This window comes from Nodosilinea sp. AN01ver1, assembly GCF_050565655.1.
Lineage (GTDB): Bacteria > Cyanobacteriota > Cyanobacteriia > Phormidesmidales > Phormidesmidaceae > Nodosilinea.
Genome location: NZ_JBNXVS010000053.1, coordinates 1 through 23,022, shown reverse-complemented (window position 1 = coordinate 23,022; position 23,022 = coordinate 1). Strand labels below are relative to the sequence as shown.

The window sequence follows — 23,022 nt, the reverse complement described above, 5'->3', positions numbered from 1 at the left end:
CCCCCGGTTCCCGGGGCTGGCGACCCAGCCGACCTGTTCCCCAGACAGAAAGACTTTGAACCCGATTGGGACCATAAGTACACCGAGTTTTCGTTACTGAAGTATGCTTTGCAGAGAGTTCCTGCGGGGCTGATTCTCTAGCGCAGTTTGGCACCGTGCTTGGCGCGTTGCTGGCGTTCCGTTTGCCCCCCATCTACCAGTGCTCGATTTTCCACCGCAGACCGACCATGGACATTCTCAACCTACTCACCCGCCTGCTGCTGTGGCTTGGCATCGGCTACTTTCTGTGGTGGATTCTGAGAAAGTTTATTCCAGCCGCCTTTCTAACCTGGTTTGGCGGGGCCATCATTCTGGCCCTGATTGCAGCGTCGTTTTTATTTCCTGAAGACAACACCATCGGCGTGTTTGGGCAGTTTTTGGCGTTTCCGCTCACCCCCCTGGGCGCGGTGATCACGCTGCTGCTGTTTTCCCGCAGCAGTGGCTTTGCCAAGCAAAGCACGCGGATGGTGACGGTGGCGCTGCTGATCTTGGTGATTAGCAGCCTGCCCCTGGTGGCGCGAGCGCTGGTCAACCAGTCAGAAAGTGCGGTGCAGCGGGCCTATGCCAGCCAGCAGCGGCTCTGTAGTGATATTTGCCCCGCGATTGATCAGGTGCCCGTAGACCGGGCTGTGTCGCTGGTCGTGATCGGTGAAAACGCCGATGCCTACCGCCTCACCAACACCATCAACAGCCGCATCGATGCCGACAATGACCTCGACCCGGTGCTGGTGGCCCGCCTCAACAGCGCCGCCAACGTCTATAACCGCATCGCTGCGGCCCGTCCCTTTGTTACGGTTACAGCGGGGCCACGGTATGGCAGCCCTGAAGAGCAGGAACCGGTTCGGCAGGCCATTCGCCAGCAGTTAACCAGCCGTGGAGTGCCCTCCGAGAGCATTCGGATTGAGGATATGGGTACCAACATTCGCGGGGCGGTGCTCGACCAGCGAGATTTTTTGATTGAACAGGGGCTGTTTACAGAGCCGGTTCGCAGCGGCCCCTTTGAGACCGCTCGCAGCAACCGCGACGCCAACCGGGTGGTGCTGGTGGCCCCAGCCCTGACCATGCGCCGCGCCGCCCTGGCCTTTGAGAATGTGGGCATTCAGGTTGTGGCGGCTCCGACCGAACTCTACAGCACGATTGGCTTGAGCGATCGCGACACCCTGGCCCGCCTGGCCGATCTGGTTCCTGACGTCAACGCGCTGGTGCTGACGACCCGCTACTGGAGCGAGCTGCTGGGCTCTATCTACTACTATCTACAGGGCTGGCTGCCGCCCTTTAGTATGCAGTGGGAGCAGGTGGTTGAAACCCTGTCCTAGGTCGGGCAACTCAGGTCTACCGCCCTGGGATGCGGCCCCTCAAATTCGTCTAGGATAGGGGGGCAATTAGGGCAGAGATTATGGCGCGATCGCAGCTACAAAAACTGGGCACCTACCTGCGGCCCCACTGGCACAAGGCGGCCCTGGGCGTGGCTGCCTTATTTATCGTCAACCTGTTGGGAGTCTGGATTCCGCTGCTGATTCGCAACGGCATCGACGAGCTCCAGGTCACCTTCAGCTTCGACCGCATCCTGTACTACGTGCTGATGGTGCTGATACTGGCCTCGGTGATGTGGGTGATTCGCATGGTGTCGCGCATTACCCTGTTTGGGGTGGGCCGCCAGGTGGAGTTTGACCTCAAGCAGCGCATTTTTGAGCACCTGCTGCGCATGGAGCCCGCCTACTTTGGCCGCAACACCGCTGGCGAGCTGATCAGCCGCGCCACCAGCGATGTCGACAACATTCGCCGCCTGCTGGGTTTTGCCATTTTGAGTTTGGCCAACACCCTGTTTGCCTACGCCCTGACGGTGCCGGTGATGCTGTCAATCAACGTGCGGCTGACGCTGATTTCGCTGATTGTGTACCCGCTGATGCTGGTGCTGGTGCAGAGCTTTAGCGATCGCCTGCGCAATCAACAGCTGGCCGTGCAGGAGCGCATCTCAGACCTCAGCGATCTGATTCAAGAAGACATGAGCGGCATTTCGCTGATCAAGATCTACGCCCAGGAAGACAACGAGCGGCGGGCCTTTAACCGCCGCAACACCAGCCTGCTCGATGCCAACCTGAAGCTGGCCCGCACCCGCAACACGCTGTTTCCGCTGCTGGGCGGGCTGGCCAGCATTAGCCTGCTGGTGATTTTGGCCACCGGGGCGGGGGCGATCGCCAACGGAGCGCTAACCGTGGGCGATTTTGTCGCTCTGCTGCTCTACGTCGAGCGGCTGGTATTCCCCACGGCGCTGCTCGGTTTTACCATTACCGCGTACCAGCGCGGCGAGGTCAGCATCAACCGGGTCGAAGAAATTCTCGACGCCAAACCCGACGTGCAAACCTCTCCCAGCGCTATTTCCCTGCCGCTGGAGCAGGTGCAGGGCACCCTGGAGGCCCGCCAGCTCAGCTACGCCTACCCCGACAGCAAAACCCCCGCCCTCAACGCGGTGAGCTTTAAGATTCAGCCGGGCGAGCAAATTGCGATCGTAGGCCCGATCGGCTCGGGCAAGTCAACGTTGGCCAACGCCCTGCCCCGCCTGCTCGACATCGGCCCCGGCCAGCTCTACCTGGATGGCTACGACGTCACCGAGCTGCCGCTGGCGGACCTGAGACGGGCGATCGCCTACGTCCCTCAAGACAGCTTTCTCTTCAGCACCAGCATCCAAAACAACATCCGCTACGGCGAGCCGATGATGGAGTTCCCCGAGGTGCAGCACGCTGCCAAGCAGGCCCAGATGGATGAAGAGATCGCCAACTTTCCTCAGCAGTACAGCACTATTGTTGGCGAGCGCGGCATTACCCTCTCGGGTGGGCAGCGGCAGCGCACCGCCCTGGCCCGCGCCCTGGTAATCGATGCCCCCATTCTGGTGCTCGACGACGCCCTCTCCAGCGTCGATAACCGCACCGCCACCGCCATTCTCAAGGAGCTGTCAGAGGGCACCCAGCAAAAAACCGTGCTGTTTATCTCGCACCAAATGTCTGCCGCCGCCACCGCCGATCGCATTTTTGTGATGGACAAGGGCCACATTGTGCAGCAGGGTCGCCACCGCGACCTGGTACAGCGCCCCGGCCTCTACCGCGACCTCTGGGAACAGCACCAGCTGGAGTCAGCGCTGCGATAAGTCATTTAGGTAATCGGGCCGACAGCCCTAAAACACTGGCTGTACTAGACTAAGCCACATCCTTAGAGCGGTATCACTAGGGCAACCAGGAGCGTAATCGATGACTTCAATGGCTGGCAAAGTTGCGATCGTAACCGGGGCCAGTTCTGGCATTGGTCGGGCCACCGCGATCGCCTTTGGTAAAGCGGGCGCAGCGGTGGTGGTGGTCGCCCGTCGCTCAGACAGGGGCGAAGAAACGGTGCAGCAGATCAAAGCAGCCCAGGGCAACGCCACCTTTATCCAGGCCGACGTGACCCAGGCCGCCGATATTGAGGCGATGGTTCAAAGAACCCTCGACGCCTACGGTCGCCTCGACTACGCCTTCAACAACGCTGGTTCGGGCACCTCCGGCAAACTAGCTGACCTATCAGAAGCCGACTGGGATTTTGAAATTAATGCCAATCTCAAATCAGTTTGGCTGTCGATGAAGTACGAAATTCCGGCTATGCAGCAGTCGGGCGGCGGAGCGATCGTCAATACATCGTCCCAGGGCGCGCTGCTGGGGGTGGCTGGGTATGGGGCCTACGGAGCCGCTAAGGCTGGCGTGATTGCCCTGTCGCGGGCGGCGGCGGCGGAATATTCTGCCGATCGCATTCGCATCAACACCGTTAGCCCAGGAGCGATCAAAACCGACCTCTGGGCCGAAGCACCGCTCGAAATGCTCGACCAGGTGGCGGCAGGAATTCCGCTACAGCGCATTGGTGTCCCCGCCGATATTGCCGAGGCCGTGGTCTGGCTGTGCTCTGACGGGGCTGCGTTTGTCACCGGGCACAATCTGGTGGTCGATGGGGGCTTTACGGCGGTTCAAAAGTAGCTGACCCAGCTTGAACGCTAGCTATCATTAGCTGACAGACATATCGCTCGGAAGATGTAGACCCATCGCTTTCCTGCCAGGATAGGAAAACCCTAAACTTGGCAGGAATACCTATGGCCCTCGACGGCGTCGTTTTAGACATTGATGGCACCCTGGTTTTGAGCAACGATATTCACGCTCAGGCCTGGGTTGAGGCCTTTGCCAACCACGGCTACGACGTCTCGTTTGAGCAGGTGCGGCCCTTGATGGGGATGGGGGGCGATCAGCTCATGCCCCACCTATTTGCCGAACTCAGCGACGAGGCAGAACCCGGTAAGACGATCGCCAGCGAGCACAAAGAACTGGTTTTAACTAAGTATCGCCCGCAGCTCAAACCCACCGCCGGAGCACGGGAGCTGGTCGAAAAGCTGCTGGCCGCCGATCTGCACGTCATTGTTGCTACCTCCGCCAGCGATCGCGAGCTAGGCGTCATGCTCAAAGTCGCCGACGTAGAGGACTTGCTGACCGAAACCACGACCTCCAGCGATGCCGAAAACTCCAAACCCGCCCCCGATATTGTGCAGGCGGCCTTAGACAAGGCCCAGCTAGCCCCCGATCGCGTGGTCATGCTGGCCGACACCCCCTACGATATTGAGGCAGCGGGCAAGGCCGGAGTAAAGGTGATTGCGGTGCGATCGGGCGGCTTTAGCGATGGCGATCTGGCAGGCGCGATCGCCATCTACGACGATCCCGCCGACCTGCTCCACCACTACGATCGCTCCCCCCTGGGATAGAGTCGCCGACGGTCATAACAACCGCACTACGGCCAGCCAGATTGGCCAATCTCATTTCATTAACTTCCTTGAGGCTCCGGTAAGGCTTGGGGCAACCCCGCTGAGGGAAATTTGTGGTACTTGTCCGCTATGGTAAGTTGGGCCAAACCTACAGTTCTGGCTGGCTGTTTCTAAACATAAAGCAACACTTTTTGCCGCGGCTCCTGCCCCGCTTGCTAACCTTAGGCTGTCCCTCACAATCCAATCGCGCCGACGGAAGCAACCTATGGACAAAGCTATGAATCGTCCGCTGCTCCTTCAACTGCTACCCGAGCGGCTCCGACTATCTGCCTGGTACAAAATTTACGCTCATCGGGTAGCCCATGAGCCCCATAGATACGAGGCTGCGCCCTTAGCCTATGCGCCCCAGGTGCGGTTAAAACTCTTGCCCAGCGACCATATTTCTAGTCAAATTGCCTACACAGGTTTTTATGAATTGCCGTTGACTCGCCGCATTGTAGAACTGTCTAAGCGGGGCGGCACAATGATCGATATTGGAGCTAATATGGGTTATTTTTCGTGTCTGTGGGCAGCGGGCAGGCCCGATAACCACTGCATTGCTTTTGAGGCCTCACCGATACCCCTTAAGTATTTGCGGCACAACATCGCCCACAATGGCTTAGATAAACAAATCACGCTGTTTTCCCTCGCTGCCGGAGCTGAAGCAGGCATTCTCAACTTTGCCGTCGGCCCTGAAACCCAAACTGGGTGGGGTGGGTTTACCCTTGCCGACAACCCAAACAGTATTGAGGTAGAGGTAGTAAGAGTTGATCAGGTCCTGACTGGCGAACGCTCCATTGACCTACTCAAGATTGACATTGAGGGAGCTGATACTTGGGCACTACTAGGCTGTCAAACAATGCTGGGGAAAAAGCAGATCAAGGAAATCTTTTACGAGCAAAATAAACCCAGAATGCAGGCGTTAGGCATTGATCTGGATCAAGCTCAGATCTTTTTGGAGTCACTTGGGTATCTGTGCACCCCCCAAAATGACCCGACTCACAAGCTTGTTGAATGGCGCGCTACTCTCCCAGACTGAGGGCGGCAGCGCAACCATCAATGCACCTGAATGTATCTCACGTTCCGCGGCACTCTCACCGACACAAATCCAGGTTTTTTGGGCTAATACTAAATCCGAGTCACACAACCCAGATTCGAAATTGAGATCTCATAGGGAGCATTGCACTGCAATGCCCCTACAATCCGGGGGTATACAGACAGGATTTGGTGTAAGTTAATTTGACCTGAAGGCGTACCCTGGTAATCGGCTAACTCTTCAGCAACAGCAGTTGGAATCACCAATTACTTAACCACATTTTGCATCAGCGCAAGCTGGCGAATGCGCTGTCCTAAATCGGTTGCTCCCATTTTAAGAGCAGCTAGCATATCTTGCGAAACTGTGAGTGTGATAGTTTCAGCACCCATAGTTTTCAATATAAATTAATGTGGAGATTACTTTTGTTTACGGATTGAAACTACTTAAAAAATCTCCCCTGTAGCTTACCTGTCGCCATTTGTTTCTTCGCTCAGGTAGAGGTTGGTAACGTACTTCAAATTGACCGTGCCGTCGGCTGTGGCCCAGGTCTTGTGCCAGGCGGCAATGGTATCTGAAAACTGCACGTGGGCCCTGCCTTCTTTGGGAATGTAGGACGAGCTCAGCGATCGCCCCACCACCTCAGGCAGCGTCAGGGTCTGCCCGTAGGCAAAGCTAAAATGGCGCACGGGCGAAAACCCAGCGTGCCGCTCGATCGCCTTAATCGATGGACTGTGATCGCTATGGTTAATGGTGCGAGTCGCCGCTGCCTTAATAATTTGACGATAGGCTCCGGTGCAGGGGTCGCTTAAGTTCCAGTCGTTCCACAGCAGGGCGACTCGCCCATTGGGGCACAAAATGCGGTTAAACTCGGCCAGGGCAAGCGGAGCGTTAAACCAGTGAAACGATTGGCAGCAAGTCACAATATGAATCGAGCCATCCGCTAGCCCCGTCTGCTCAGCGGTGCCAACCTGAAAGCTCACCTGGGGATGCGGCGCAGCAGCCTCGCGCATGGCGGCGTTGGGCTCTACGGCGATCACCCTGGGGCCCAGGTCGCCCAGCAGACGGCTCGAAATGCCGGTGCCAGCCCCAACATCGGCAATCACCAGCGATCGCGGGTCACCCAGGTCGGCCAAAATAGCGGCGATCGCCTCGTCGGGATACCGGGGCCGATAGCGAGCATAGTCCTGGGCGCGGTCAGAAAATCGCCCCACAGGGTTCAGTGTATGCAGCGGCAGCACGTTGGGGGTCATTTAAGTCATCTCATCGCTCTCGCTATCTCGATATCCTAACCCGGCCTGGTCTCAGTACAGGGCCATACCGGGCCACCCCGTAAATCCGGTACATTAGTCTAAACCTCGACAGTCTCTGCATGACCACGACCAAACTCAAGCCCGACTGGGCTGGCGACGATCTGCTCTCACGGCTCGTCAACCGCGCCATTCACACGCCCGCCCTCTACGCGCTGATGAAACGCCAGGCCCGCCAGGTGCTGATCAAGACCGCTGAGAAAAACGGCGTGCCCTGGCGGCAGACCTGCGCCGAACTCGATACGCCTGAAATGCGCCAGCGGCTGGAGGCGCTGACCAACCCCACCGTGGTCTATCCCGACTATTACCAAGTGCCCTTTCATGCCTACAGCGAGGGCAACCTGTGCTGGCAGGCCGCCTTTGAGGCCGCCCCCGCTACTTACGCCATGGCCCTGAGAGTTTGGCCCCAGGACGATCTCTCCTGGCAGGAGGCCCAGGCCCGACTGCGGCAGAGCTTTCTCACCGTGCTCGACCAGCACGGCCCCGCTCAGGTGCACGACATTCTCGATTTGGGCTGTTCGGTGGGCATCTCCACCCTCAGCCTGCACCGCCACTACGCTCAGAGAAATCCGGTGCGCACCGTCGGCCTCGACCTATCGCCCTACATGCTGGCGGTAGCCCAGGCGCAGGATACCCAGGGCGAAATTGCCCAGTGGGTGCACGCAGCGGCAGAATCGACCGGCTTTGCCGAGGCCTGCTTTGATGTGGTGACGATGCAGTTCGTCGCTCACGAGCTGCCCCGCGCCGCCACCCAGGCAATTTTTGCCGAAGCTTGGCGGGTGCTGCGACCGGGCGGGGTGCTGGCCATTGTCGATAACAATCCCCAGTCGCCGGTTATTCAGTCGCTGCCCCCGGTTTTGTTTACGCTCATGAAAAGCACCGAACCCTGGAGCGACGACTACTACACGTTTGGTTTAGAGACGGCGTTATCTGAAGCGGGCTTTGAACCGCCAATGACGGTGCCCAGCGACCCGCGCCACCGCACCCTCGTTGCCCGCAAGTCAGCTCGTTAGGGGCGCAAGCCTCGTGCTCAATGTATTGTCTACTGTTCTGGAATCTGTAGCCCAGATATGCGTCGGCATGACAGTTGTTGTCTAAGCCAGGAACTGAGGATAAAGTGCGTCCGCAGAAATACGGGTAGAATAGGCTCAGTGCTGGTGTAGGGAACCTGGCCTTGGCACTGGGGCTGCGATCGCAACGGTCTCTCGCCATGGCCTTCGCAGCTCGCCATCGGCATTAGGCTGAGTAACGGTAGGGGTAAATCATGGGGGAATGGCATGGGTGAATGGCTCGATCACAGCGTAGCGGTAGATGTCGATGTGCCGGTAGAAACCTCCTGGAATCTGTGGTCTGACCTGGAGCAGATGCCCCGCTGGATGAAGTGGATTGACTCGGTCAAAGTCTCTGACGCCGACCCCGAAATTTCAGAGTGGAAGCTGGCCTCGCGCGGGCTGGAGTTTACCTGGCGCTCCAAAATTACCAACCTGGTCACCCACCAAATCATTCAGTGGGAGGCGATCGACGGCCTGCCCAACCGGGGAGCGATTCGCTTTTACGATCGCAAAGAAGGCCAGTCCACCGTTAAGCTCACCGTGTCTTACTCGGTGCCCGCCGTCATTAAGTGGATGGACGGGCTGTTTTTGGGCCGCCTGGTCGAAGCCACCCTGCAGGATGATCTCAACCGCTTTCGCGACTACGCTATGGCGGCGAAGCAGTCCCCTTCAGCCTAGCCGCTATGGGCCTGACGGCACAGCCCCTCACCCCAGCCCTAGGGTTAGGCTTTCAGCAGAGCTGGCAGGCGCTGACCGATGCCCTGATCGCATTACCCGGCGACCCCCGCCGTCACTACGCTACGCTGCTGCTCACCCGCCTGATTGCGATCGCGGCGCTACAGCAGCGGGGCTACCTGAGCGGCGACGAGTGGTACCTGCACAACCAGTTTGGCCAGAGCCAGCAGCGCCAGCGGGATGGGTTCTTTATCCAGGTGCTGCAACCCCTGTGCCAGCAGGGCTTTACCCTGCCCATAGAAGAACGCCCTCCGGCCTTTGCCCAGCGGTTTGGGCTGCTGCCTTTTGTGCCCACGGGACCATTTCGATTCACGGAGCTAGACCAGCGCTGGGGCCATATTGTTCTGCCCGATGCCGCCTTTGAACCCGCCCTCAACTGGCTGGCTGACTTAGTCGTGGCGGTTCCCACTGGGCTCGATACCGAGTTAGGGGTGGTGCTGGAGCAGGCGGTCAATGGTCACAGTGGAGCCGCGCTGGCAACGCCCGAACCGCTGCTGGAGGCGCTGTGCGATCGCACTATCCACGCCACCCTGCTCGATCGCGCCGAGGCGCGGTTCGGGCATCGGCCTGACTCTACCGATCGCCTGCTAGACGAGCTTTCCCCCGCCGAGGCCGGAGCGCTCTTGAGCGAGCTGGGGCAGCTTAGCCTGCTAGATCCGGCCTGCGGCTCAGGTCGATTTCTTGTTGCGGCTCTCAATCGGCTGCTGGAACTGGCCCAGCGGCTGCGGGCGATCGCGACCATCAACGCCGCAAAAACTGTACCCAACTGGGCCAAACTGCCCCCGACCGGGTCTGACCTGAGCCCCACGCTGGGGCTTTACCAGCACCTGACCACCCATGCCCTCTACGGTCTCGATCTGTGGCCTCCATCGGTCGAACTAACCCGCCTCCAGCTGTGGCTGACAGGGGTGCAGCACACCGCCCGCTCAACCGATCTCACGACCCTGCCCGACCTCACCCTGACCATTTTGCAGGGCAATGCGCTAGTCGGTCTGGTGCGGGTCGATGACGAACGGTTTGACCAGGTGCAGCCCAGGCGGGGGGCCAAGGCAAAATCTCCAGAGCCAGAAACCCCGCTCCAGGGCAATCTACTCCAGCCGCTGATCGCCGACAGCTATCAGTCGGTGCTGGCCGAGCGCCAGGTGCGGCTGGAGCACTACCGCAGCCAGACCCAGCTGTTGGCCGAGGTGGGCAATGTACCGGCCTACGCCCAGGCCGACTTTTTGCGCGATCGCCTCGACGAACTCAACACCATTGCCCACAGCAAGCTCACCCACCTGCTGTGGAGCGAGTGCAGCCAGCAGCTCGGTCTGCGCATTGCCGACCCGGCTGGTCGTCGCCCCACGCGCCCCATCAACCAAGCCGATATCGAGGCCGCTCAACCCTTTCACTGGGGATTTTACTTTCACCACCGCCTGCGCGACCAGGGCGGCTTTGATATCGTGCTCAGCCACTTTCCCCACGGCGCGGTAGAGGCGACCCAGGCTGAGTTCGTCGAGCGCTACGCCACGCTGTTTGAGCACAAACAGGTCGCCCCCTCCACCTTCTTGCACAACCGCCAGTCGGTGCTCACCATCGACGCTGACCTCACCCAAAGCTGGGCCGAGTATCGGGGCCAGTTTACCTGGCTGAGCCAGTACCTGCGCCGCTCTGAGCACTATCCCCACAGCAGTCAGGGCAGCCAGAGCCGACTCTACTGGTCGCGCTTGTTTCTAGAGCGCACCATGCAGCTTTTGCGGCCCGGCGGCCGCTGCGCCGTGGTGCTAGATCCCTTCTGGGCCCAGAGCAACAGCGCCCCCCTGCGCCACTGGCTGCAGCGCGAGACGGCTCTGGCTACCGTCCTCGACCTGTCGAATCATCAAAAGCTTTGGCCCGATGTGCCCGCTCGCACCACCCTCTGTGCCCTCTGGCTGCGCCACCGGGGGCCGACCCAGGCCAGCCCCTACAGCGCCTACGCCAAACCCGATCATGCTCTAACCCCGGCGACCCTGGGGGACGTTCTGCAACGCCTCATCCACGTGGCGAAATAGAGCGGGCAAATTGGCAGAATTATCGATGATGACATCGGCCCGAGCCACTTTTTCGGCCAGGGGCATCTGGCTGTGAATGCGGGCGTCGGCCTGCTCCAGGGTGAGGCCATTGCGCTCCATCAATCGCTGGCGCTGGCGATCTACTGGGCAGGTGACGACCCAGATTTCGCTCACCTGATCGGTCAGGTTGGCCTCAAACAACAGGGGGATAACCTGCACCACAATGGGAGCCGCGCTCAGTTCAGCCATCGCTGCTTGAAAGCGATCGCGCACCACCGGGTGAATCTGCTGCTCTAGCCAGGTTTTCTCAGCGGGCTGGTTGAAAACAATGTCTCCCAGGCGGGCTCGGTTGAGGCTGCCGTCGGAGTGCAGCAGCGAGTCTCCATAGCGGGCGGCGATCGCCGCCAATCCCCTCGACCCCGGTTCCACCGCCTGGCGAGCATAGATATCGGCATCGAGTACGGGCAGCCGGTGCTGCCGGGCCAGATAGTCTGACACGGTCGATTTGCCGGTGGCGATGCCCCCGGTCAGCCCTATGATGCTCTGGCCCATGCGGCGATCGCCTCCGTCAGTCCATCCAGCGTATATTCCGCTGGCTCGATATCCACTCGGCCCAGCAGCTCTTGGCAAGTGTCTGAGGTTTTGGGGCCAATGGAAGCGATCGCCACCCCGTCGAGCACCCTGTGCCAGCCTGCCCCCAGCCCCTGCTCTAGCAGTTGCGCGGTGTGAACAACGGTTTTGGAACTGGCAAAGGTAATCACATCGACCCGGCCCCGCTGAAGTGCCTTGAGTGCATTTGGATCCGGAGCCTCTGGACAGCCCGACTCGTAGGCCGCCACCTCCACTACCTCAGCCCCGGCAGCGGTGAACTCCTGCACCAGCACGTCTCTACCGCCGCTCTCCACGCGGGGAAACAGCAGCCGCCGTCCCGCCACCGATTCAGGAAAGTGCTTCACCATCGAGTCGGCCACAAAATCGGGCGGCACGAAGTCGGGCACCAGCCCTCGCCTTTTCAACACCGCCGCTGTTTTGCGCCCCACCACAGCAATCTTGAGCCCACTCAGGGCGCGCAAATCCTGGCCCTGATCGAGCAGGCGATCGATAAAGAAATTTACCGCATTGGCCGAGGAGAGAATCAGCCAGTGAAAGGTAGGGAGAGCTGCGATCGCCCCATCCAGCCCGACCCAGCTCGACGGCGATCGAATCTCCAGCGCCGGAAAATCGACCACGGTTGCCCCCTGATCGCTCAGCAGATCGGCAAAGGCGCTCGATTGCTCCGCAGCGCGAGTGATGAGGATGGTCTTGCCGAAAAGAGAGGGTGAGGAGATGGGAGAGTGAGGAGGTGAGGGGGTGAAAGGGTGAGAGGGCGCGTAGGGTGCATTCGCGAAGCAATGCACCGCTGCGGGGATCTCTCCAGAATTTTGAGTTTTGAATTTTGTAAGTCCCTTGGACTGGCTATGCCTACGCGTAGCGTCTCCAGAGGAGAAATTTTGAATTTCTCCACCCCCCAAATACCGCCGCAGCCGCACCACCTCCCCAAACACAATCACGCAGGGCGACAGCGTCTCTCCCCGCGTCACCTGGCGAATGGTGAGCAGCGTGCCTTCCCACACCTGCTGCTGAGGTTGGCCGCCCCAGCGAATGATCGCCACGGGCATGTCGCCTCGGCAGCCGTTTTGGCGCAGCCGCTGGATGATCTCTTCGAGATGGCGGCTGCCCATCAGTACCACCAGGGTGTGCAGCCGGGCCAGGGTGGGCCAGTCGAGCAGGTCTGGGTTGTGGGCGGTAACCACGCCAAAGCCGTGGCTCCACACCGGGTCGGTGAGGGGAATGCCCGCCAGCAATGGGGCCGCCAGCGCCGACGAAACGCCGGGTACGACCTCCACCGGGCAGCCCGCTTCCCGCAGAGCCTGGATTTCGGCAGCAGTGCGGCCAAAGATAAAGGGGTCGCCGCTTTTGAGCCGCACTACCGAGTGGCCGGACTGGGAAAGCTTAACCAGGAGATGATTGATCTCGGCCTGGGCCGGGCTGGGCTGGCCGCCGCGTTTGCCCATGTCAATGCGATCGCACTCCTTCGGCAGCAGGTTCAACAATGCCTCATCCACTAGCGCGTCGTACACCAGGCACTCGGCCTGCTGCAACAGCGCGTACCCCCGCACCGTGAGGTAGTCGATGGCCCCCGGCCCGGCCCCTACGATGTAAACTGTCCCTGGCTGAGTCATGACTAATTAGGAAGCAGAAGTTAAACGGGCGATCGCAGCGATCAGGGCTTGATTTTGCTCCTCGGTGCCGACCGAAATTCGCAGCTTGTCGTCTAGGCGGGGTTGTTTGAAGTAGCGTACCAAAATGCCCTGCTCTTTTAGGGCCAGATACAGCTGCTCCGCATTGCCCTGGGGCGGTGTGGCTAACACAAAGTTGCCGTGGGAATCGAGTACGGTAAACCCTAGCTGCCGCAGTGCTTGGGTCAATGCCGATCGCGAGGCTTTGATTTTGGCTATGCAAGCGTTTTTGTAAGCCTGGTCTCGCATGGCCGCTGTTCCCAGGGCGATCGCGATCGCATCCACGTTGTAGCTATCTTTCACCTTAAATAGCTCAGCCAGTAGCGCTGGCTTGGCAATACCAAACCCCAGCCGTAGCCCCGCCAGCCCATAGCCCTTTGAGAGGGTACGCAGCACCACCACGTTGTCGAACTCCTGCACCAGCGCCAGCGCCGAGCCCTCGGCAAAATCCACGTAGGCCTCATCTACCACGACCAAACCTGCAGCCTGCTGCGCCAGTGTCCGCAGGTCGCTCAGCGGCACCACATGCCCCGAAGGGCTATTGGGCGACGCGATGAATGTAATTGCCCCCTGGGCCGCCACCAATTCTTTTAGCGGAAACCGAAAGTCGTCGGGATAGGGAACCTCGACCACGGTAGCGGGCTGCAGTGCCGCCAGGGTGCGGTACAGCACGTAGGTCGGCATGGGGTAGACAATCGGTCGGGCTGCGTCGTCGGCACAGGCACGCACCAGCAGATTTAGCAGGTCGTCGCTGCCGTTGCCAACAATGATCCAGTCGGCGGGTACGCCCAGAACCTCGCTAACAGCCTGGCAAAAACTACGGGCAAACGGGTCGGGATAGCGCCGGAGCAGCTCAGGCTCAACCTGTCGCAGCGCCTTAATGACGTTGGGCGACGGCGGGTAGGGATTTTCGTTAGAGTTGAGCTTGATAATACCTGAGCCGGGGCGGGGCTGTTCGCCAGGCACGTAGCCAGCCATGGCGTCAATATTGGGACGAACGTAACTCATTGCAGGTAGTAGATGATAGGTCGCGCCTGTGAAATGCTAGAGCACAGGAATCTATAGTTCGAGGCCGTTGAACCATGCTGACCTTTTACCATACCCCGCTGTCGATCAACTCTCGCCGGGTTTGGGTGGCGCTGCTGGAGAAAAATTTGTCCTTTGACGCCCGTGTTGTCACCCTCAGCGGTGACCAGTTTCAGCCCGAATTTTTGGCGCTCAACCCCTTCCACCACATTCCGGTGCTGGTCGACGATGGCTTTAGCGTGATCGAATCCTTCGCCATCTTGGACTATCTGGAGGCCAAGTACCCCACGCCCTCGCTGCTGGCGACCACCCCCGAGGCGATCGCCAAGCTGCGCATGGTCGAACTGGTAACGGTGAATGAGCTGGTGCCCGCCATCAACCCGCTAATCAAAAAAATGATGGGCTTTGGCCAGGACCCAGAAGAGGCGATCGCCCAGGCCAAGCAAAAATCCGAGGTCGTGCTCAAGTTCTACGCCGACAAACTGGGAGAAGGCCCCTTTTTCTGCGGCGACCAGCTCACCCTGGCCGATGTGGTGGCGGGCACCTTTGCCCCCTGGTTTGAGCAGCTAGGGCTGCCGATGGCCGAATACCCCACCCTGCAAGCCTGGACCCATCGCCTGATGGAGCGCCCCGCCTGGCAGACCACCCAGCCCACCCAAGAGGAGCTGGCTGCGTTTCGCGATCGCATGCAGCAGCGCATGGCCGCCCAGGGGCAGTAGTGAGACGGGTCGTTCCTCTGGGGTGGGGGATGCTGGGCATCGGGGCGATCGCCCTAACGCTGCGCCTTTGGCACCTGGGCGACCCTACTGCCCTGGTTTTCGACGAGGTTTACTACGTCCCCTTTGCCCTCAACTACCTGCAAGGCACGCCCAGCTTCGACGCCCACCCGCCTCTGGCGAAATACCTGATTGCCCTGGGTCTATGGCTGGGGCAGTGGCCCGCCGCCTGGCTAGACTGGCCCCAGCTAGAAGTAGACGGTCTGCTGGTTAGTCCGCTGGCCTACCGCTGGCTCAACGCCCTGGTAGGCGCGTCGATTCCGGTCTTGTTAGCGGCTCTGGCCTTGGCGCTGAGTGAGGGCTATAGCCCCCAGCGGCGGCGCACCTTCGCCCTGCTGGCGGGGTTGCTGATGACAACGGAAGGGCTGACCCTGGTGGAATCGCGCCTGGCGCTGATCAATATCTACGGGCTGGCGCTGGGGCTGTTGGGCCAGTGGGCCTGGATCAGGGCGGGGCGATCGCAGCATCCCTCACGCTGGCGCTGGCTGGCGTCGATCGCCCTGGGGGCCGCTATCAACGTGAAGTGGAACTGGGCCGGGTTCTGGCTGGGCCTGCTGCTGTGGGACGTTCTCATCAGCGATGGGGAAGCCCCTCACCCTAAATCCCGCTCCCTGAGGGAGAGGGACTTTGAAGACCTTTCTAGCTCCCCTTCTCCCCTCAGGAGAAGGGGCTGGGCATGTAGCTTGCTTCCCGCAGGGTGGGACAATCCCTGGCGCAAAAGAGTGGCGTATCTGGGCGTAATTCCCATGGTGACCTACCTACTGTTGTGGCTGCCCCATTTAGCGTTAACGGGCGAATCGTTGTTAGGAATTCACCGTCAACTCTGGTCTACTCACCAATCGATCGCGGCCAATGCGAGCCACGACTACTGTTCGCCCTGGTATAGCTGGCCGATCATGGCGCGTCCGGTGGCCTACTTTTTTGAGCGCTCTGGGCAGGGGGCAACGGCGATCGCCACCACGATCCACGCGATGGGCAACCCGGTGCTGTGGTGGCTCTCTACGGCGGCGGTGCTGGCCCTGACCCTGGCCTGGCTAGCCCGACGGCTCCCTGTAGGGGCGCAGCATGCCGCGCCCCTACCACCCCATGCCGTGGTGCCGTTTATTCTGCTCAACTACCTGGCCAACTGGCTGCCCTGGGCGCTGGTCAGCCGCTGCACGTTTCTCTACCACGCTATGGGAATGGTGGCCTTCAGCGCCCTGGGACTGGCCTGGCTGATGGCCCAGTGGTGGCAGAACCCTCGCGATCGCCCCCTGGCCCTGCTGCTGCTGGGCGCGATCGCCCTCAGCTTCTGGTTCTGGCTGCCGCTCTATCTGGGTTTGCCCCTCTCGCCCGCATCGCTCCAGCAGCGCTGGCTGCTGCCAGGGTGGATTTAATCAGCTTTGTCGTCAATACCAATGGTAAGCGGGTCGCCGCTTAGCTCACCACAGTCGCCAAAGTCGGGCCACCCATGTTTTACCCGTCTTCAGCCGGAGAAAGATAAATCGTATTCACCTCTTACCCAAATTGTGTAACAAACTTATCAATCTAAGGTGTCGCGATAGTCATTGAGGACCGCTAACACCTGAGTCAGACGCTGCCGATTTCCATCAGAGGGGTCTGCTAGGAAGCTCAGGAGTGCAAGATCTCGTTCAGTTTCGATTGCAGCTCGGCGAGTCGCCTGTTCTTGGTCCTCAGCTCTTCGTTGTACGCTCTAAACTCGCTCATCTTCTGCGCGTGCCTCTGCTCGTCTAAAGCGGCTTGTCTCTCGATTTCGACGGTCCCACTCAACGCCGAAATTAACCAACGCCACCAGGAGGGCTGCCACGGTGAGTCGGTTGCTCCATTCTCGAGGCTGGGCAACGAGTTCGAGGAGGCGGAAGTCTTGTTCGTCATAGAACCGAAGAAACGCAACGGCAATGGTTAGTACCGTAAGCCCTGTACCTGGCAACAGCGCTAAAAAATTAAGCCACACCTGGCGGTTGAATAGCTCCATCTTAGTCTATTGTTCTTGGCGCTATCCTACCGTGAACAACGCCGCCACCGAACTGCAACAGGTAACGACGTGCGATCGCATGCTCGAGTCAGGAGTGCTCCCCTTAGCCGTGAACAAGTTGAATAGACCGCCATAGAAGAGAGCTGAAACCCGCATTCCACCGTTGCTGTTCAAAAACTACCCCAAGAATATAACTGCGGAGAATTAAATTGGAGTCTGATAGCGATCAATACCCGTGTTCCGCCAAAAATTCTAAAGAAACGCTGTTCCCGGCTGGGGCATCCTCACTGCCCCCCATAAACTTCTCCACGTACTTGCCCAGCACGTCGCCCTCCAGGTTCACGGCCTGGCCGGGGCGCAGGTATTGCAGCGTCGTTTCGCGGTAGGTCACGGGGATTACAGCGACGGCGAACCAGTTGCCGCTGGGGCTACAGTCGGCCACCGTCAGGCTGATGCCATTCACCGCAATGCTGCCCTTGGGCACGATGTAGCGGGCCACCCGGCGATCGCCTACGGTAAAGCTCAGCTTCCACGAATCTTCGGTGGCAACCGCCGCCTCTAGGTGCCCCTGCCCGTCGATGTGGCCAGTGACAAAGTGGCCGCCAATTTTGCTGCCCACCCGCAGCGACGACTCCAGGTTGACCCGGCTACCCTCCGGCAGCCGTCCTAAACTGGTGCGATCGAGGGTTTCGGGCGAAACCGCTGCCACAAAGCCATCGGCTAAAATCGTCTCCACCGTCAGGCAGATGCCGTCTACGGCAATGCTGTCGCCCAGCTCTACGTCGGTCAGCGCCGGGGGCAGGGTCGCGGGTTCCCAGCGAATATAGGCCTGGGTGTCGCCCTTGTGAAAGAGCGTGCCCTGCGCTTGAATCAATCCGGTAAACATGGCCGTAACCTTTAAGGAAATTCTTAGGCAAATTGCGGATTACCTGGGGCGCGATCGGGGCATACTTAAAGCAATAATTTTTTTCTTTAGCGTATCCCAGATTCAATCGGCCAATAGCTAAGCTTTAGATAGACTAGACGAGCACCGCCAAATCAATAGCTGCTTTAAGATTGCTCCTTTTCGCTCCTGTCGAATGCCGCTAATAGCCCGGCACGCAATCGGCCCGGTACACTGGTAAGGGTATCGCGTCCAGGCTGACAACACCGCTAGAGCACGCCAGTCAACGGATCCAAGAGGCCAAGCCAATGATTGAAATGAGAGTCGCCGGGATTGCCCTAGATGCGATGTCGCGAACTCCGGTGATTTTGCTCAGGGACACCACCGATCGCCGCCAGGTACCGATTTATATCAGCCGTGAGCAGGCCAACTCCATTATCGCAGTCCTCGAAAACCAGCCCGCCCCCCGTCCCCTCACCCACGACCTGTTTGTCAACCTGCTCGACGAGTGGGATATGACCCTGGAGCGAGTTGTGATTCACTCACTGCAAGACAACACCTACTACGCCCTGCTCACCCTCTCCAAGGGCGAAATTCGCCGCGAGCTAGACTCGCGCCCCAGCGACGCGATCGCGATCGCCCTGCGCCTCGATGCCCCCATCTGGGTCATGGAAGAAGTGATCGCCGAGGCCTCTATCCCCGTCGACACCGATGCCGACGAGGCCGAAAAGAAGGCGTTTCAGGCGTTTTTGGCCAACATTAACCCCTCTGACTTTAGCCACCGGGGCAAGTCGTCTACCAGCAACGACACCCTGGAGAGTTCTGATTCCTAGGGGCACGACCGAGGTCGTAGACGGGTGGATGGGCAGGGGGTGGATGGGTTCCCATAGCCCAGAGATGCCAATCATCTCCAAGACTAACCCCTAAGGAGTTACGGTTTGGACAGATTGTGCTCTTGCTATGGACTACCGCCGGTTTGGCCGCACGAATCTCCAGCTTTCGGTGCTCTCCCTTGGCACCATGCGCGCCCTGGAGTCTGAGGCAATCTTCTGCGATACCCTCAGTGCCGGGCTGGCGCTGGGCATCAACCACATCGAAACGGCCCAGGGCTACGGCACCAGCGAGCGCTGGCTGGGGCAGTTTCTCAAGACGGCAACGGTGCCGAACAACCTGGTGATTACCACCAAAATTCCGCCCCAGCCCGATGCCGCCGCGATGGCCCAGCGCCTTGAGGAGTCCTTAGAACGGCTGGGGCTGACCCGCCTCCATTGTCTTGCCATCCACGGGGTGAACACCTCCGAGCATTTGGCCTGGGTGAGCGATCCCAAGGGTTGTATGGCGGCGGTGCGGCGGTTTCAGGCTGAGGGAAAGATTGGCCATGTAGGGTTTTCGACCCACGGCAGCCGGGAGGTGATCGAGGGGGCGATCGCCTCCGACCAGTTCGACTTCGTCAACCTGCACTACTACTATTTCTTTCAGCGCCACGCCCCGGTACTCGACCTGGCCCTTGAGCGAGACATGGGCATTTTCATCATCTCCCCCGGCGACAAGGGCGGCATGCTCTACAGTCCGCCCCCACGTTTGAAGGATCTCTGCGCCCCGTTTACCCCGCTGGAACTCACCTACCGCTGGCTGCTGGCCGACCCGCGCATTACTACCCTCAGCACCGGCCCCGCCATTCCCCAAGAACTTGACCCGTTAGCAACGCTGGGCGATCGCACCCAGCCCCTCACCGCCGCCGAACTCGCCGCCCTGGAACGGCTCTCGGCGCAGGAGATGACGGCACTGGGGAGCGATCGCTGCGCTCAGTGCTACGCCTGCCTGCCCTGCCCCGAAGCTATCCACATTCCCGAAGTGCTGCGGCTGCGGAACCTGACGGTGGCCTACGACATGCAGCCCTTTGGTGAGTACCGCTACCGCATGTTTGAGAACGCGGGCCACTGGTTCCCGGGCCGCAAGGCCAACCGCTGCACCGACTGCGGCGACTGCCTGCCCCGCTGCCCCGAAAAGCTCGATATTCCTGCCCTTTTGCGCGACACTCACGATCGCCTGCAAGGTCCTGCCCGCCGTCGCCTCTGGGGCGACTAGAGCAGCGTCAAGCTTGATGCTTAGGGTGCGGAGGGTTTTTATTGTAAACAGGGCTTCGATATCATTGAGCGGGGGGTGCATCGCCTATCCTCTGGTCAAGAAATCGCCTGCATTAAAATGCGCAAGCCCTTGGCAAACCACGAGCAGTAGAACGTCGGTTGCTATACTAGCGGAGTGGCATTTTTGGCATTACCCAGGGAATTGCTGCTGGGCAGGAGCGGTCGGTTTAGACCCTCAATGTTCCTACCGCCGAGAAAATGCCTACCCTATAGCCAGGGCATTCACCCCCCAGCCATTCACCTCCTAGCCATTCACTTGGGCCAAAGACACCGTGGAAGAACAAAAGCAACCCTCCGAAGTCATCACTCTACTCTCTAGCCGCGAGCTAGAGAAAATGCGCAAAGCCTGTCAGCTTGCCGCCCAGCTCCTCGACTACCTGACGCCCTACGTCAAGCCCGGCGTCAGCACCCAAGAACTCAACGATATTGCTGAAGCCTGGACCCAAAAACACGGTGCCAAGAGCGCTCCCCTGGGCTACGCAGGCACCGTCATGCCCTTTCCCCGCTCCATCTGCACCAGCATCAACGAAGTCATCTGCCACGGCATTCCCAACGGCGAAGATGTGCTGCGCGACGGCGACATCATCAATATTGATGTCACCCCCATTCTCGATGGCTACCACGGCGACACCAGCCGCACCTTTTTAGTGGGTGAGCCCTCCCCCATCGCTCGCCGCCTGGTCGAAGTCACCGAAGAAGCCATGTGGCGCGGCATTCGCGCCGTTAAACCCGGTGCCCGAGTGGGCGATATCGGAGCCGCCATTCAAGAATACGCCGAGGGCGAAGGCTTCTCGGTAGTGCGCGACTTCGTCGGCCACGGGGTACACCGCATTTTCCACGCTGCGCCGCAGATTCCTCACTATGGCGAAAAGGGCAAGGGCAAAAAGCTGCGCCCCGGCATGGTGTTTACCATCGAGCCGATGATCAATATCGGCAGCTACGAGGCCGAAATATTGGTGGACGGCTGGACGGCGATTACGGTCGATCGCTCCCTTTCGGCCCAGTTTGAGCACACCGTAGCCGTGACCAAAGACGGCGTCGATGTGCTGACGCTGTCGCCTGCCAAGGTGCTGGCCTAGCCGATTAAATAGACAGTTTTTAGGGCAGCGCCATGGTCGTATCAAAGCATGCTGCAATGGCCGTAGAGGCTTATCTGACCTGGGAACCTTCCCAAGAGCTGCGCTATGAATACGTCAACGGCGAAGTTGTAGCGATGACGGGGGGAACGCTGCCCCACAACGACATCGCTCTCAACCTCTATGCCCTGCTCAGACCACACCTTAGACAACGGGGCTGTCGGGGCAATGTAGCCGATGCCAAGGTCAAAATTATGGCTAACGTTTACCGTTATCCTGACCTCGTGGTGAGCTGCGATCAACGCGATATTCAAGCGGTGGATGCCATTCAGTATCCCCGTCTAGTTGTAGAGGTGCTATCTCCTGGCACCGAGGCATTAGATCGAGGCAAAAAGTTCGAGGAATATCGCACGCTGCCTAGCCTGCAAGAGTACGGGCTGATTGACTCAACGGCTATGACAGTGGAGATTTATCGCCGGGGTGAAGGGCGGCTGTGGCTGTATTACCCCTATCAAACCGGAGACCTTGTTTCCTTTGATAGCCTTGGAGTCTCTTGCCCTATCGAGCAAATTTATGAGGGCGTGGTGCTGCCCCTTGCTGGACGTTCAGACGATGCCTTGGTCACTATTTGCTAGTGTTGCCGTCAACGGTGAGTTGAACAATGGCGTCGAGGGCCGCCTGAATGCGCTGCCAGCCCGCAGGCGAGCTAAAGTCGATGCCCATAAAGGTGTTGCTAGACTTGGTTCGCAGCATTAAATAGACCACCCCCGCTACTAAAACCGCGCTAATAGCCGGAATATCTTTGTCGGGTGGAAAAGACTCTTTTTCTGCCAAAAATTTCAGGCTGTCCAGGGCAAATTTGTCGCGCACGTTGGCCAGTTCGCGGGTCAGTTCATTACCCTCCAGCAGTTCCCAGCGCAAAATTTCCTGCGTCATGGGCCGCTCCTGCAGTTGGTCAGAAAATCTTGACAGCAGATAGGCTATCCAGTCGGCCAGGGTTTCAGCATTCACCGCCGACTCATCCCCGACCAGTTCTTCCACCGTGGGCCAGTAGTCACCCGCCTGGGCAAAACTCTGGAGCAGTAGAGGCAACCCTTCAAAGTAGCGATAGATCAAGACTTTATCGACCCCAGCCTCGCGGGCGATCGCGTTCACCCCCAGGCTTCTAAAGCCAGATTCGGCCAGCAGCCTGCCGACGGCAGCCAAAATGCGGGCCTTGGTTTCTGCTTTGTCGCGCACCATAACGTCCTCTCTCAGGGGCCTCTTGCAGTCTTGTCACCGCCAGGTGACCATGATACCGTGTCACTGAGCGGTGACTTTTGATCGATTCATTCTCCTGTGGCGGGTAGACCATGCAAAAACTGACCTACGATCTGGAGGTTTATACCTATCAGATTGATTTTGCCGGGCACGTCAACAATTCTGTCTACATTCACTGGATGGAGATTGGCCGCCTTAAGCTGCTAGAAGCGATCGGCATGCCCATTCACGAGGTGCTTAAACAGGGAATCGCGCCCGTCTTGGTTGAAACCAACATTGTCTATAAATTGCCGCTATATCTCGGCGATCGCGTGCAGGCCCAAATATGGCTATCGGAGCTGCGCAATGCCTCAGCGATTATGCAGTTTCGGTTTTACAACGGCGATCGGGTGCTCGCGGCTGAAGGTGTGCAGAAGGGCCTGTTCGTAGATGTCAAAACGATGCGCCCAAAGCGCCTCAGCCTTGGGTGCATCCCAGTTATGCAATGAGTAGGAGTGCTTAGTGCAGGTCAAGGGCAGAAGCTTTAGCCTCTGAGTAGTTGCGCCAAGGATACCTGAAGCGATGGATGCTGCCAAAGAAGCCCAAATCAAA

The 23,022-nt window shown here is 59.4% G+C and carries 22 protein-coding genes; 15 read left to right on the top strand and 7 right to left on the bottom strand.

Features of this window, described 5'->3' with window-relative positions; genetic code table 11:
- Nucleotides 1–227: 227 nt before the first annotated feature.
- The 5 genes from ACQ4N7_RS26130 (at nt 228) to ACQ4N7_RS26110 (ending at nt 5,888) form a co-directional block, all read left to right on the top strand.
- A complete protein-coding gene (locus tag ACQ4N7_RS26130; RefSeq protein ID WP_430714377.1) occupies nt 228–1,355 on the top strand; it encodes a YdcF family protein in 1,128 nt (375 codons plus the stop codon).
- 80 nt (nt 1,356–1,435) lie between these two features.
- Nucleotides 1,436–3,184 carry an ABC transporter ATP-binding protein gene (locus tag ACQ4N7_RS26125; protein ID WP_430714376.1) on the top strand — a complete coding sequence of 583 codons (1,749 nt, stop codon included), beginning with the start codon at nt 1,436–1,438 and terminating at the stop codon, nt 3,182–3,184.
- Between the two features lie 100 nt (nt 3,185–3,284).
- Nucleotides 3,285–4,037, top strand: a complete 753-nt coding sequence (locus ACQ4N7_RS26120) for a glucose 1-dehydrogenase (RefSeq protein WP_430714375.1) — start codon at nt 3,285–3,287, stop codon at nt 4,035–4,037.
- A gap of 113 nt (nt 4,038–4,150) precedes the next feature.
- Nucleotides 4,151–4,810: an HAD family hydrolase gene (locus ACQ4N7_RS26115; RefSeq protein WP_430714374.1), complete on the top strand. Its 660-nt coding sequence runs from the start codon at nt 4,151–4,153 to the stop codon at nt 4,808–4,810.
- Between the two features lie 265 nt (nt 4,811–5,075).
- Nucleotides 5,076–5,888 carry an FkbM family methyltransferase gene (locus ACQ4N7_RS26110; RefSeq protein WP_430714373.1) on the top strand — a complete coding sequence of 271 codons (813 nt, stop codon included), beginning with the start codon at nt 5,076–5,078 and terminating at the stop codon, nt 5,886–5,888.
- A gap of 263 nt (nt 5,889–6,151) precedes the next feature.
- Here ACQ4N7_RS26110 and ACQ4N7_RS26105 read toward each other — a convergent pair whose 3' ends face one another.
- Both ACQ4N7_RS26105 and ACQ4N7_RS26100 read right to left on the bottom strand, forming a co-directional pair.
- Nucleotides 6,152–6,274, bottom strand: a complete 123-nt coding sequence (locus ACQ4N7_RS26105; RefSeq protein WP_430714372.1) for a hypothetical protein — start codon at nt 6,272–6,274, stop codon at nt 6,152–6,154.
- 75 nt (nt 6,275–6,349) lie between these two features.
- Nucleotides 6,350–7,135, bottom strand: coding sequence for a class I SAM-dependent methyltransferase (locus ACQ4N7_RS26100; protein ID WP_430714371.1), 786 nt, complete (start codon nt 7,133–7,135; stop codon nt 6,350–6,352).
- Between the two features lie 119 nt (nt 7,136–7,254).
- Here ACQ4N7_RS26100 and ACQ4N7_RS26095 point away from each other — a divergent pair, with 119 nt between their 5' ends.
- The 3 genes from ACQ4N7_RS26095 (at nt 7,255) to ACQ4N7_RS26085 (ending at nt 11,009) form a co-directional block, all read left to right on the top strand.
- Nucleotides 7,255–8,205, top strand: coding sequence for a class I SAM-dependent methyltransferase (locus ACQ4N7_RS26095; protein ID WP_430714370.1), 951 nt, complete (start codon nt 7,255–7,257; stop codon nt 8,203–8,205).
- A 264-nt stretch (nt 8,206–8,469) separates the two neighbouring features.
- On the top strand, nt 8,470–8,922 hold the full coding sequence (locus ACQ4N7_RS26090) for an SRPBCC family protein (protein ID WP_106870405.1): 453 nt from the start codon (nt 8,470–8,472) through the stop codon (nt 8,920–8,922).
- A 5-nt stretch (nt 8,923–8,927) separates the two neighbouring features.
- Nucleotides 8,928–11,009: a DNA methyltransferase gene (locus ACQ4N7_RS26085; protein ID WP_430714369.1), complete on the top strand. Its 2,082-nt coding sequence runs from the start codon at nt 8,928–8,930 to the stop codon at nt 11,007–11,009.
- On the opposite strand, the gene coaE is transcribed toward ACQ4N7_RS26085, so the two are convergent.
- From coaE to hisC, 3 genes are read right to left on the bottom strand one after another with little or no spacing between them, the layout of a single operon-like run.
- Nucleotides 10,953–11,561: a dephospho-CoA kinase gene (coaE, locus tag ACQ4N7_RS26080; RefSeq protein ID WP_430714368.1), complete on the bottom strand. Its 609-nt coding sequence runs from the start codon at nt 11,559–11,561 to the stop codon at nt 10,953–10,955. The genes ACQ4N7_RS26085 and coaE overlap by 57 nt on opposite strands.
- Entirely contained in the window at nt 11,543–13,231 is a 1,689-nt protein-coding gene (cobA, locus tag ACQ4N7_RS26075) for a uroporphyrinogen-III C-methyltransferase (RefSeq protein ID WP_430714367.1), read from the bottom strand. Before cobA ends, coaE begins: the two co-directional genes overlap by 19 nt.
- A gap of 6 nt (nt 13,232–13,237) precedes the next feature.
- Complete coding sequence (gene hisC / locus ACQ4N7_RS26070) at nt 13,238–14,296, bottom strand: histidinol-phosphate transaminase (protein ID WP_430714366.1); 1,059 nt, start codon at nt 14,294–14,296, stop codon at nt 13,238–13,240.
- Between the two features lie 74 nt (nt 14,297–14,370).
- On the opposite strand from hisC, the gene ACQ4N7_RS26065 reads away from it, so the two are divergent.
- Both ACQ4N7_RS26065 and ACQ4N7_RS26060 read left to right on the top strand, forming a co-directional pair.
- Nucleotides 14,371–15,033: a glutathione S-transferase family protein gene (locus ACQ4N7_RS26065; RefSeq protein WP_430714365.1), complete on the top strand. Its 663-nt coding sequence runs from the start codon at nt 14,371–14,373 to the stop codon at nt 15,031–15,033.
- Nucleotides 15,033–16,466 (top strand): phospholipid carrier-dependent glycosyltransferase, encoded by a 1,434-nt coding sequence (locus ACQ4N7_RS26060; RefSeq protein ID WP_430714364.1) that lies wholly within the window; start codon nt 15,033–15,035, stop codon nt 16,464–16,466. The genes ACQ4N7_RS26065 and ACQ4N7_RS26060 overlap by 1 nt, the downstream gene beginning before the upstream one ends.
- Nucleotides 16,467–17,291: 825 nt before the next feature.
- Here the strand turns inward: ACQ4N7_RS26060 and ribE are convergent.
- Nucleotides 17,292–17,951, bottom strand: a complete 660-nt coding sequence (gene ribE / locus ACQ4N7_RS26055; protein ID WP_430714363.1) for a riboflavin synthase — start codon at nt 17,949–17,951, stop codon at nt 17,292–17,294.
- 305 nt (nt 17,952–18,256) lie between these two features.
- On the opposite strand from ribE, the gene ACQ4N7_RS26050 reads away from it, so the two are divergent.
- From ACQ4N7_RS26050 to ACQ4N7_RS26035, 4 genes are all read left to right on the top strand, one after another.
- Complete coding sequence (locus tag ACQ4N7_RS26050; RefSeq protein WP_106922033.1) at nt 18,257–18,781, top strand: bifunctional nuclease family protein; 525 nt, start codon at nt 18,257–18,259, stop codon at nt 18,779–18,781.
- 127 nt (nt 18,782–18,908) lie between these two features.
- Nucleotides 18,909–20,036: an aldo/keto reductase gene (locus ACQ4N7_RS26045; RefSeq protein ID WP_430714362.1), complete on the top strand. Its 1,128-nt coding sequence runs from the start codon at nt 18,909–18,911 to the stop codon at nt 20,034–20,036.
- Nucleotides 20,037–20,367: 331 nt separating this feature from the next.
- Nucleotides 20,368–21,174, top strand: a complete 807-nt coding sequence (gene map / locus ACQ4N7_RS26040; protein ID WP_430714361.1) for a type I methionyl aminopeptidase — start codon at nt 20,368–20,370, stop codon at nt 21,172–21,174.
- A gap of 32 nt (nt 21,175–21,206) precedes the next feature.
- Nucleotides 21,207–21,806, top strand: coding sequence for a Uma2 family endonuclease (locus ACQ4N7_RS26035; protein ID WP_430714360.1), 600 nt, complete (start codon nt 21,207–21,209; stop codon nt 21,804–21,806).
- Here the strand turns inward: ACQ4N7_RS26035 and ACQ4N7_RS26030 are convergent.
- Nucleotides 21,796–22,413 carry a TetR/AcrR family transcriptional regulator gene (locus ACQ4N7_RS26030; RefSeq protein ID WP_430714359.1) on the bottom strand — a complete coding sequence of 206 codons (618 nt, stop codon included), beginning with the start codon at nt 22,411–22,413 and terminating at the stop codon, nt 21,796–21,798. The genes ACQ4N7_RS26035 and ACQ4N7_RS26030 overlap by 11 nt on opposite strands.
- 110 nt (nt 22,414–22,523) lie before the next feature.
- Here ACQ4N7_RS26030 and ACQ4N7_RS26025 point away from each other — a divergent pair, with 110 nt between their 5' ends.
- Nucleotides 22,524–22,919 (top strand): acyl-CoA thioesterase, encoded by a 396-nt coding sequence (locus tag ACQ4N7_RS26025; RefSeq protein WP_430714358.1) that lies wholly within the window; start codon nt 22,524–22,526, stop codon nt 22,917–22,919.
- The last annotated feature ends 103 nt before the right edge of the window (nt 22,920–23,022 follow it).

Excerpts from the sequence above, each read along its gene's own strand:
- ACQ4N7_RS26130 (WP_430714377.1), top strand. The coding sequence starts at position 228 with ATGGACATTCTCAACCTACTCACCCGCCTGCTGCTGTGGCTTGGCATC.
- ACQ4N7_RS26125 (WP_430714376.1), top strand. The coding sequence starts at position 1,436 with ATGGCGCGATCGCAGCTACAAAAACTGGGCACCTACCTGCGGCCCCAC.
- ACQ4N7_RS26120 (WP_430714375.1), top strand. The coding sequence starts at position 3,285 with ATGACTTCAATGGCTGGCAAAGTTGCGATCGTAACCGGGGCCAGTTCT.
- ACQ4N7_RS26115 (WP_430714374.1), top strand. The coding sequence starts at position 4,151 with ATGGCCCTCGACGGCGTCGTTTTAGACATTGATGGCACCCTGGTTTTG.
- ACQ4N7_RS26110 (WP_430714373.1), top strand. The coding sequence starts at position 5,076 with ATGGACAAAGCTATGAATCGTCCGCTGCTCCTTCAACTGCTACCCGAG.
- ACQ4N7_RS26105 (WP_430714372.1), bottom strand. The coding sequence starts at position 6,274 with ATGGGTGCTGAAACTATCACACTCACAGTTTCGCAAGATATGCTAGCT.
- ACQ4N7_RS26100 (WP_430714371.1), bottom strand. The coding sequence starts at position 7,135 with ATGACCCCCAACGTGCTGCCGCTGCATACACTGAACCCTGTGGGGCGA.
- ACQ4N7_RS26095 (WP_430714370.1), top strand. The coding sequence starts at position 7,255 with ATGACCACGACCAAACTCAAGCCCGACTGGGCTGGCGACGATCTGCTC.
- ACQ4N7_RS26090 (WP_106870405.1), top strand. The coding sequence starts at position 8,470 with ATGGGTGAATGGCTCGATCACAGCGTAGCGGTAGATGTCGATGTGCCG.
- ACQ4N7_RS26085 (WP_430714369.1), top strand. The coding sequence starts at position 8,928 with ATGGGCCTGACGGCACAGCCCCTCACCCCAGCCCTAGGGTTAGGCTTT.
- coaE (WP_430714368.1), bottom strand. The coding sequence starts at position 11,561 with ATGGGCCAGAGCATCATAGGGCTGACCGGGGGCATCGCCACCGGCAAA.
- cobA (WP_430714367.1), bottom strand. The coding sequence starts at position 13,231 with ATGACTCAGCCAGGGACAGTTTACATCGTAGGGGCCGGGCCGGGGGCC.
- hisC (WP_430714366.1), bottom strand. The coding sequence starts at position 14,296 with ATGAGTTACGTTCGTCCCAATATTGACGCCATGGCTGGCTACGTGCCT.
- ACQ4N7_RS26065 (WP_430714365.1), top strand. The coding sequence starts at position 14,371 with ATGCTGACCTTTTACCATACCCCGCTGTCGATCAACTCTCGCCGGGTT.
- ribE (WP_430714363.1), bottom strand. The coding sequence starts at position 17,951 with ATGTTTACCGGATTGATTCAAGCGCAGGGCACGCTCTTTCACAAGGGC.
- ACQ4N7_RS26050 (WP_106922033.1), top strand. The coding sequence starts at position 18,257 with ATGATTGAAATGAGAGTCGCCGGGATTGCCCTAGATGCGATGTCGCGA.
- ACQ4N7_RS26045 (WP_430714362.1), top strand. The coding sequence starts at position 18,909 with ATGGACTACCGCCGGTTTGGCCGCACGAATCTCCAGCTTTCGGTGCTC.
- ACQ4N7_RS26035 (WP_430714360.1), top strand. The coding sequence starts at position 21,207 with ATGGTCGTATCAAAGCATGCTGCAATGGCCGTAGAGGCTTATCTGACC.
- ACQ4N7_RS26030 (WP_430714359.1), bottom strand. The coding sequence starts at position 22,413 with ATGGTGCGCGACAAAGCAGAAACCAAGGCCCGCATTTTGGCTGCCGTC.
- ACQ4N7_RS26025 (WP_430714358.1), top strand. The coding sequence starts at position 22,524 with ATGCAAAAACTGACCTACGATCTGGAGGTTTATACCTATCAGATTGAT.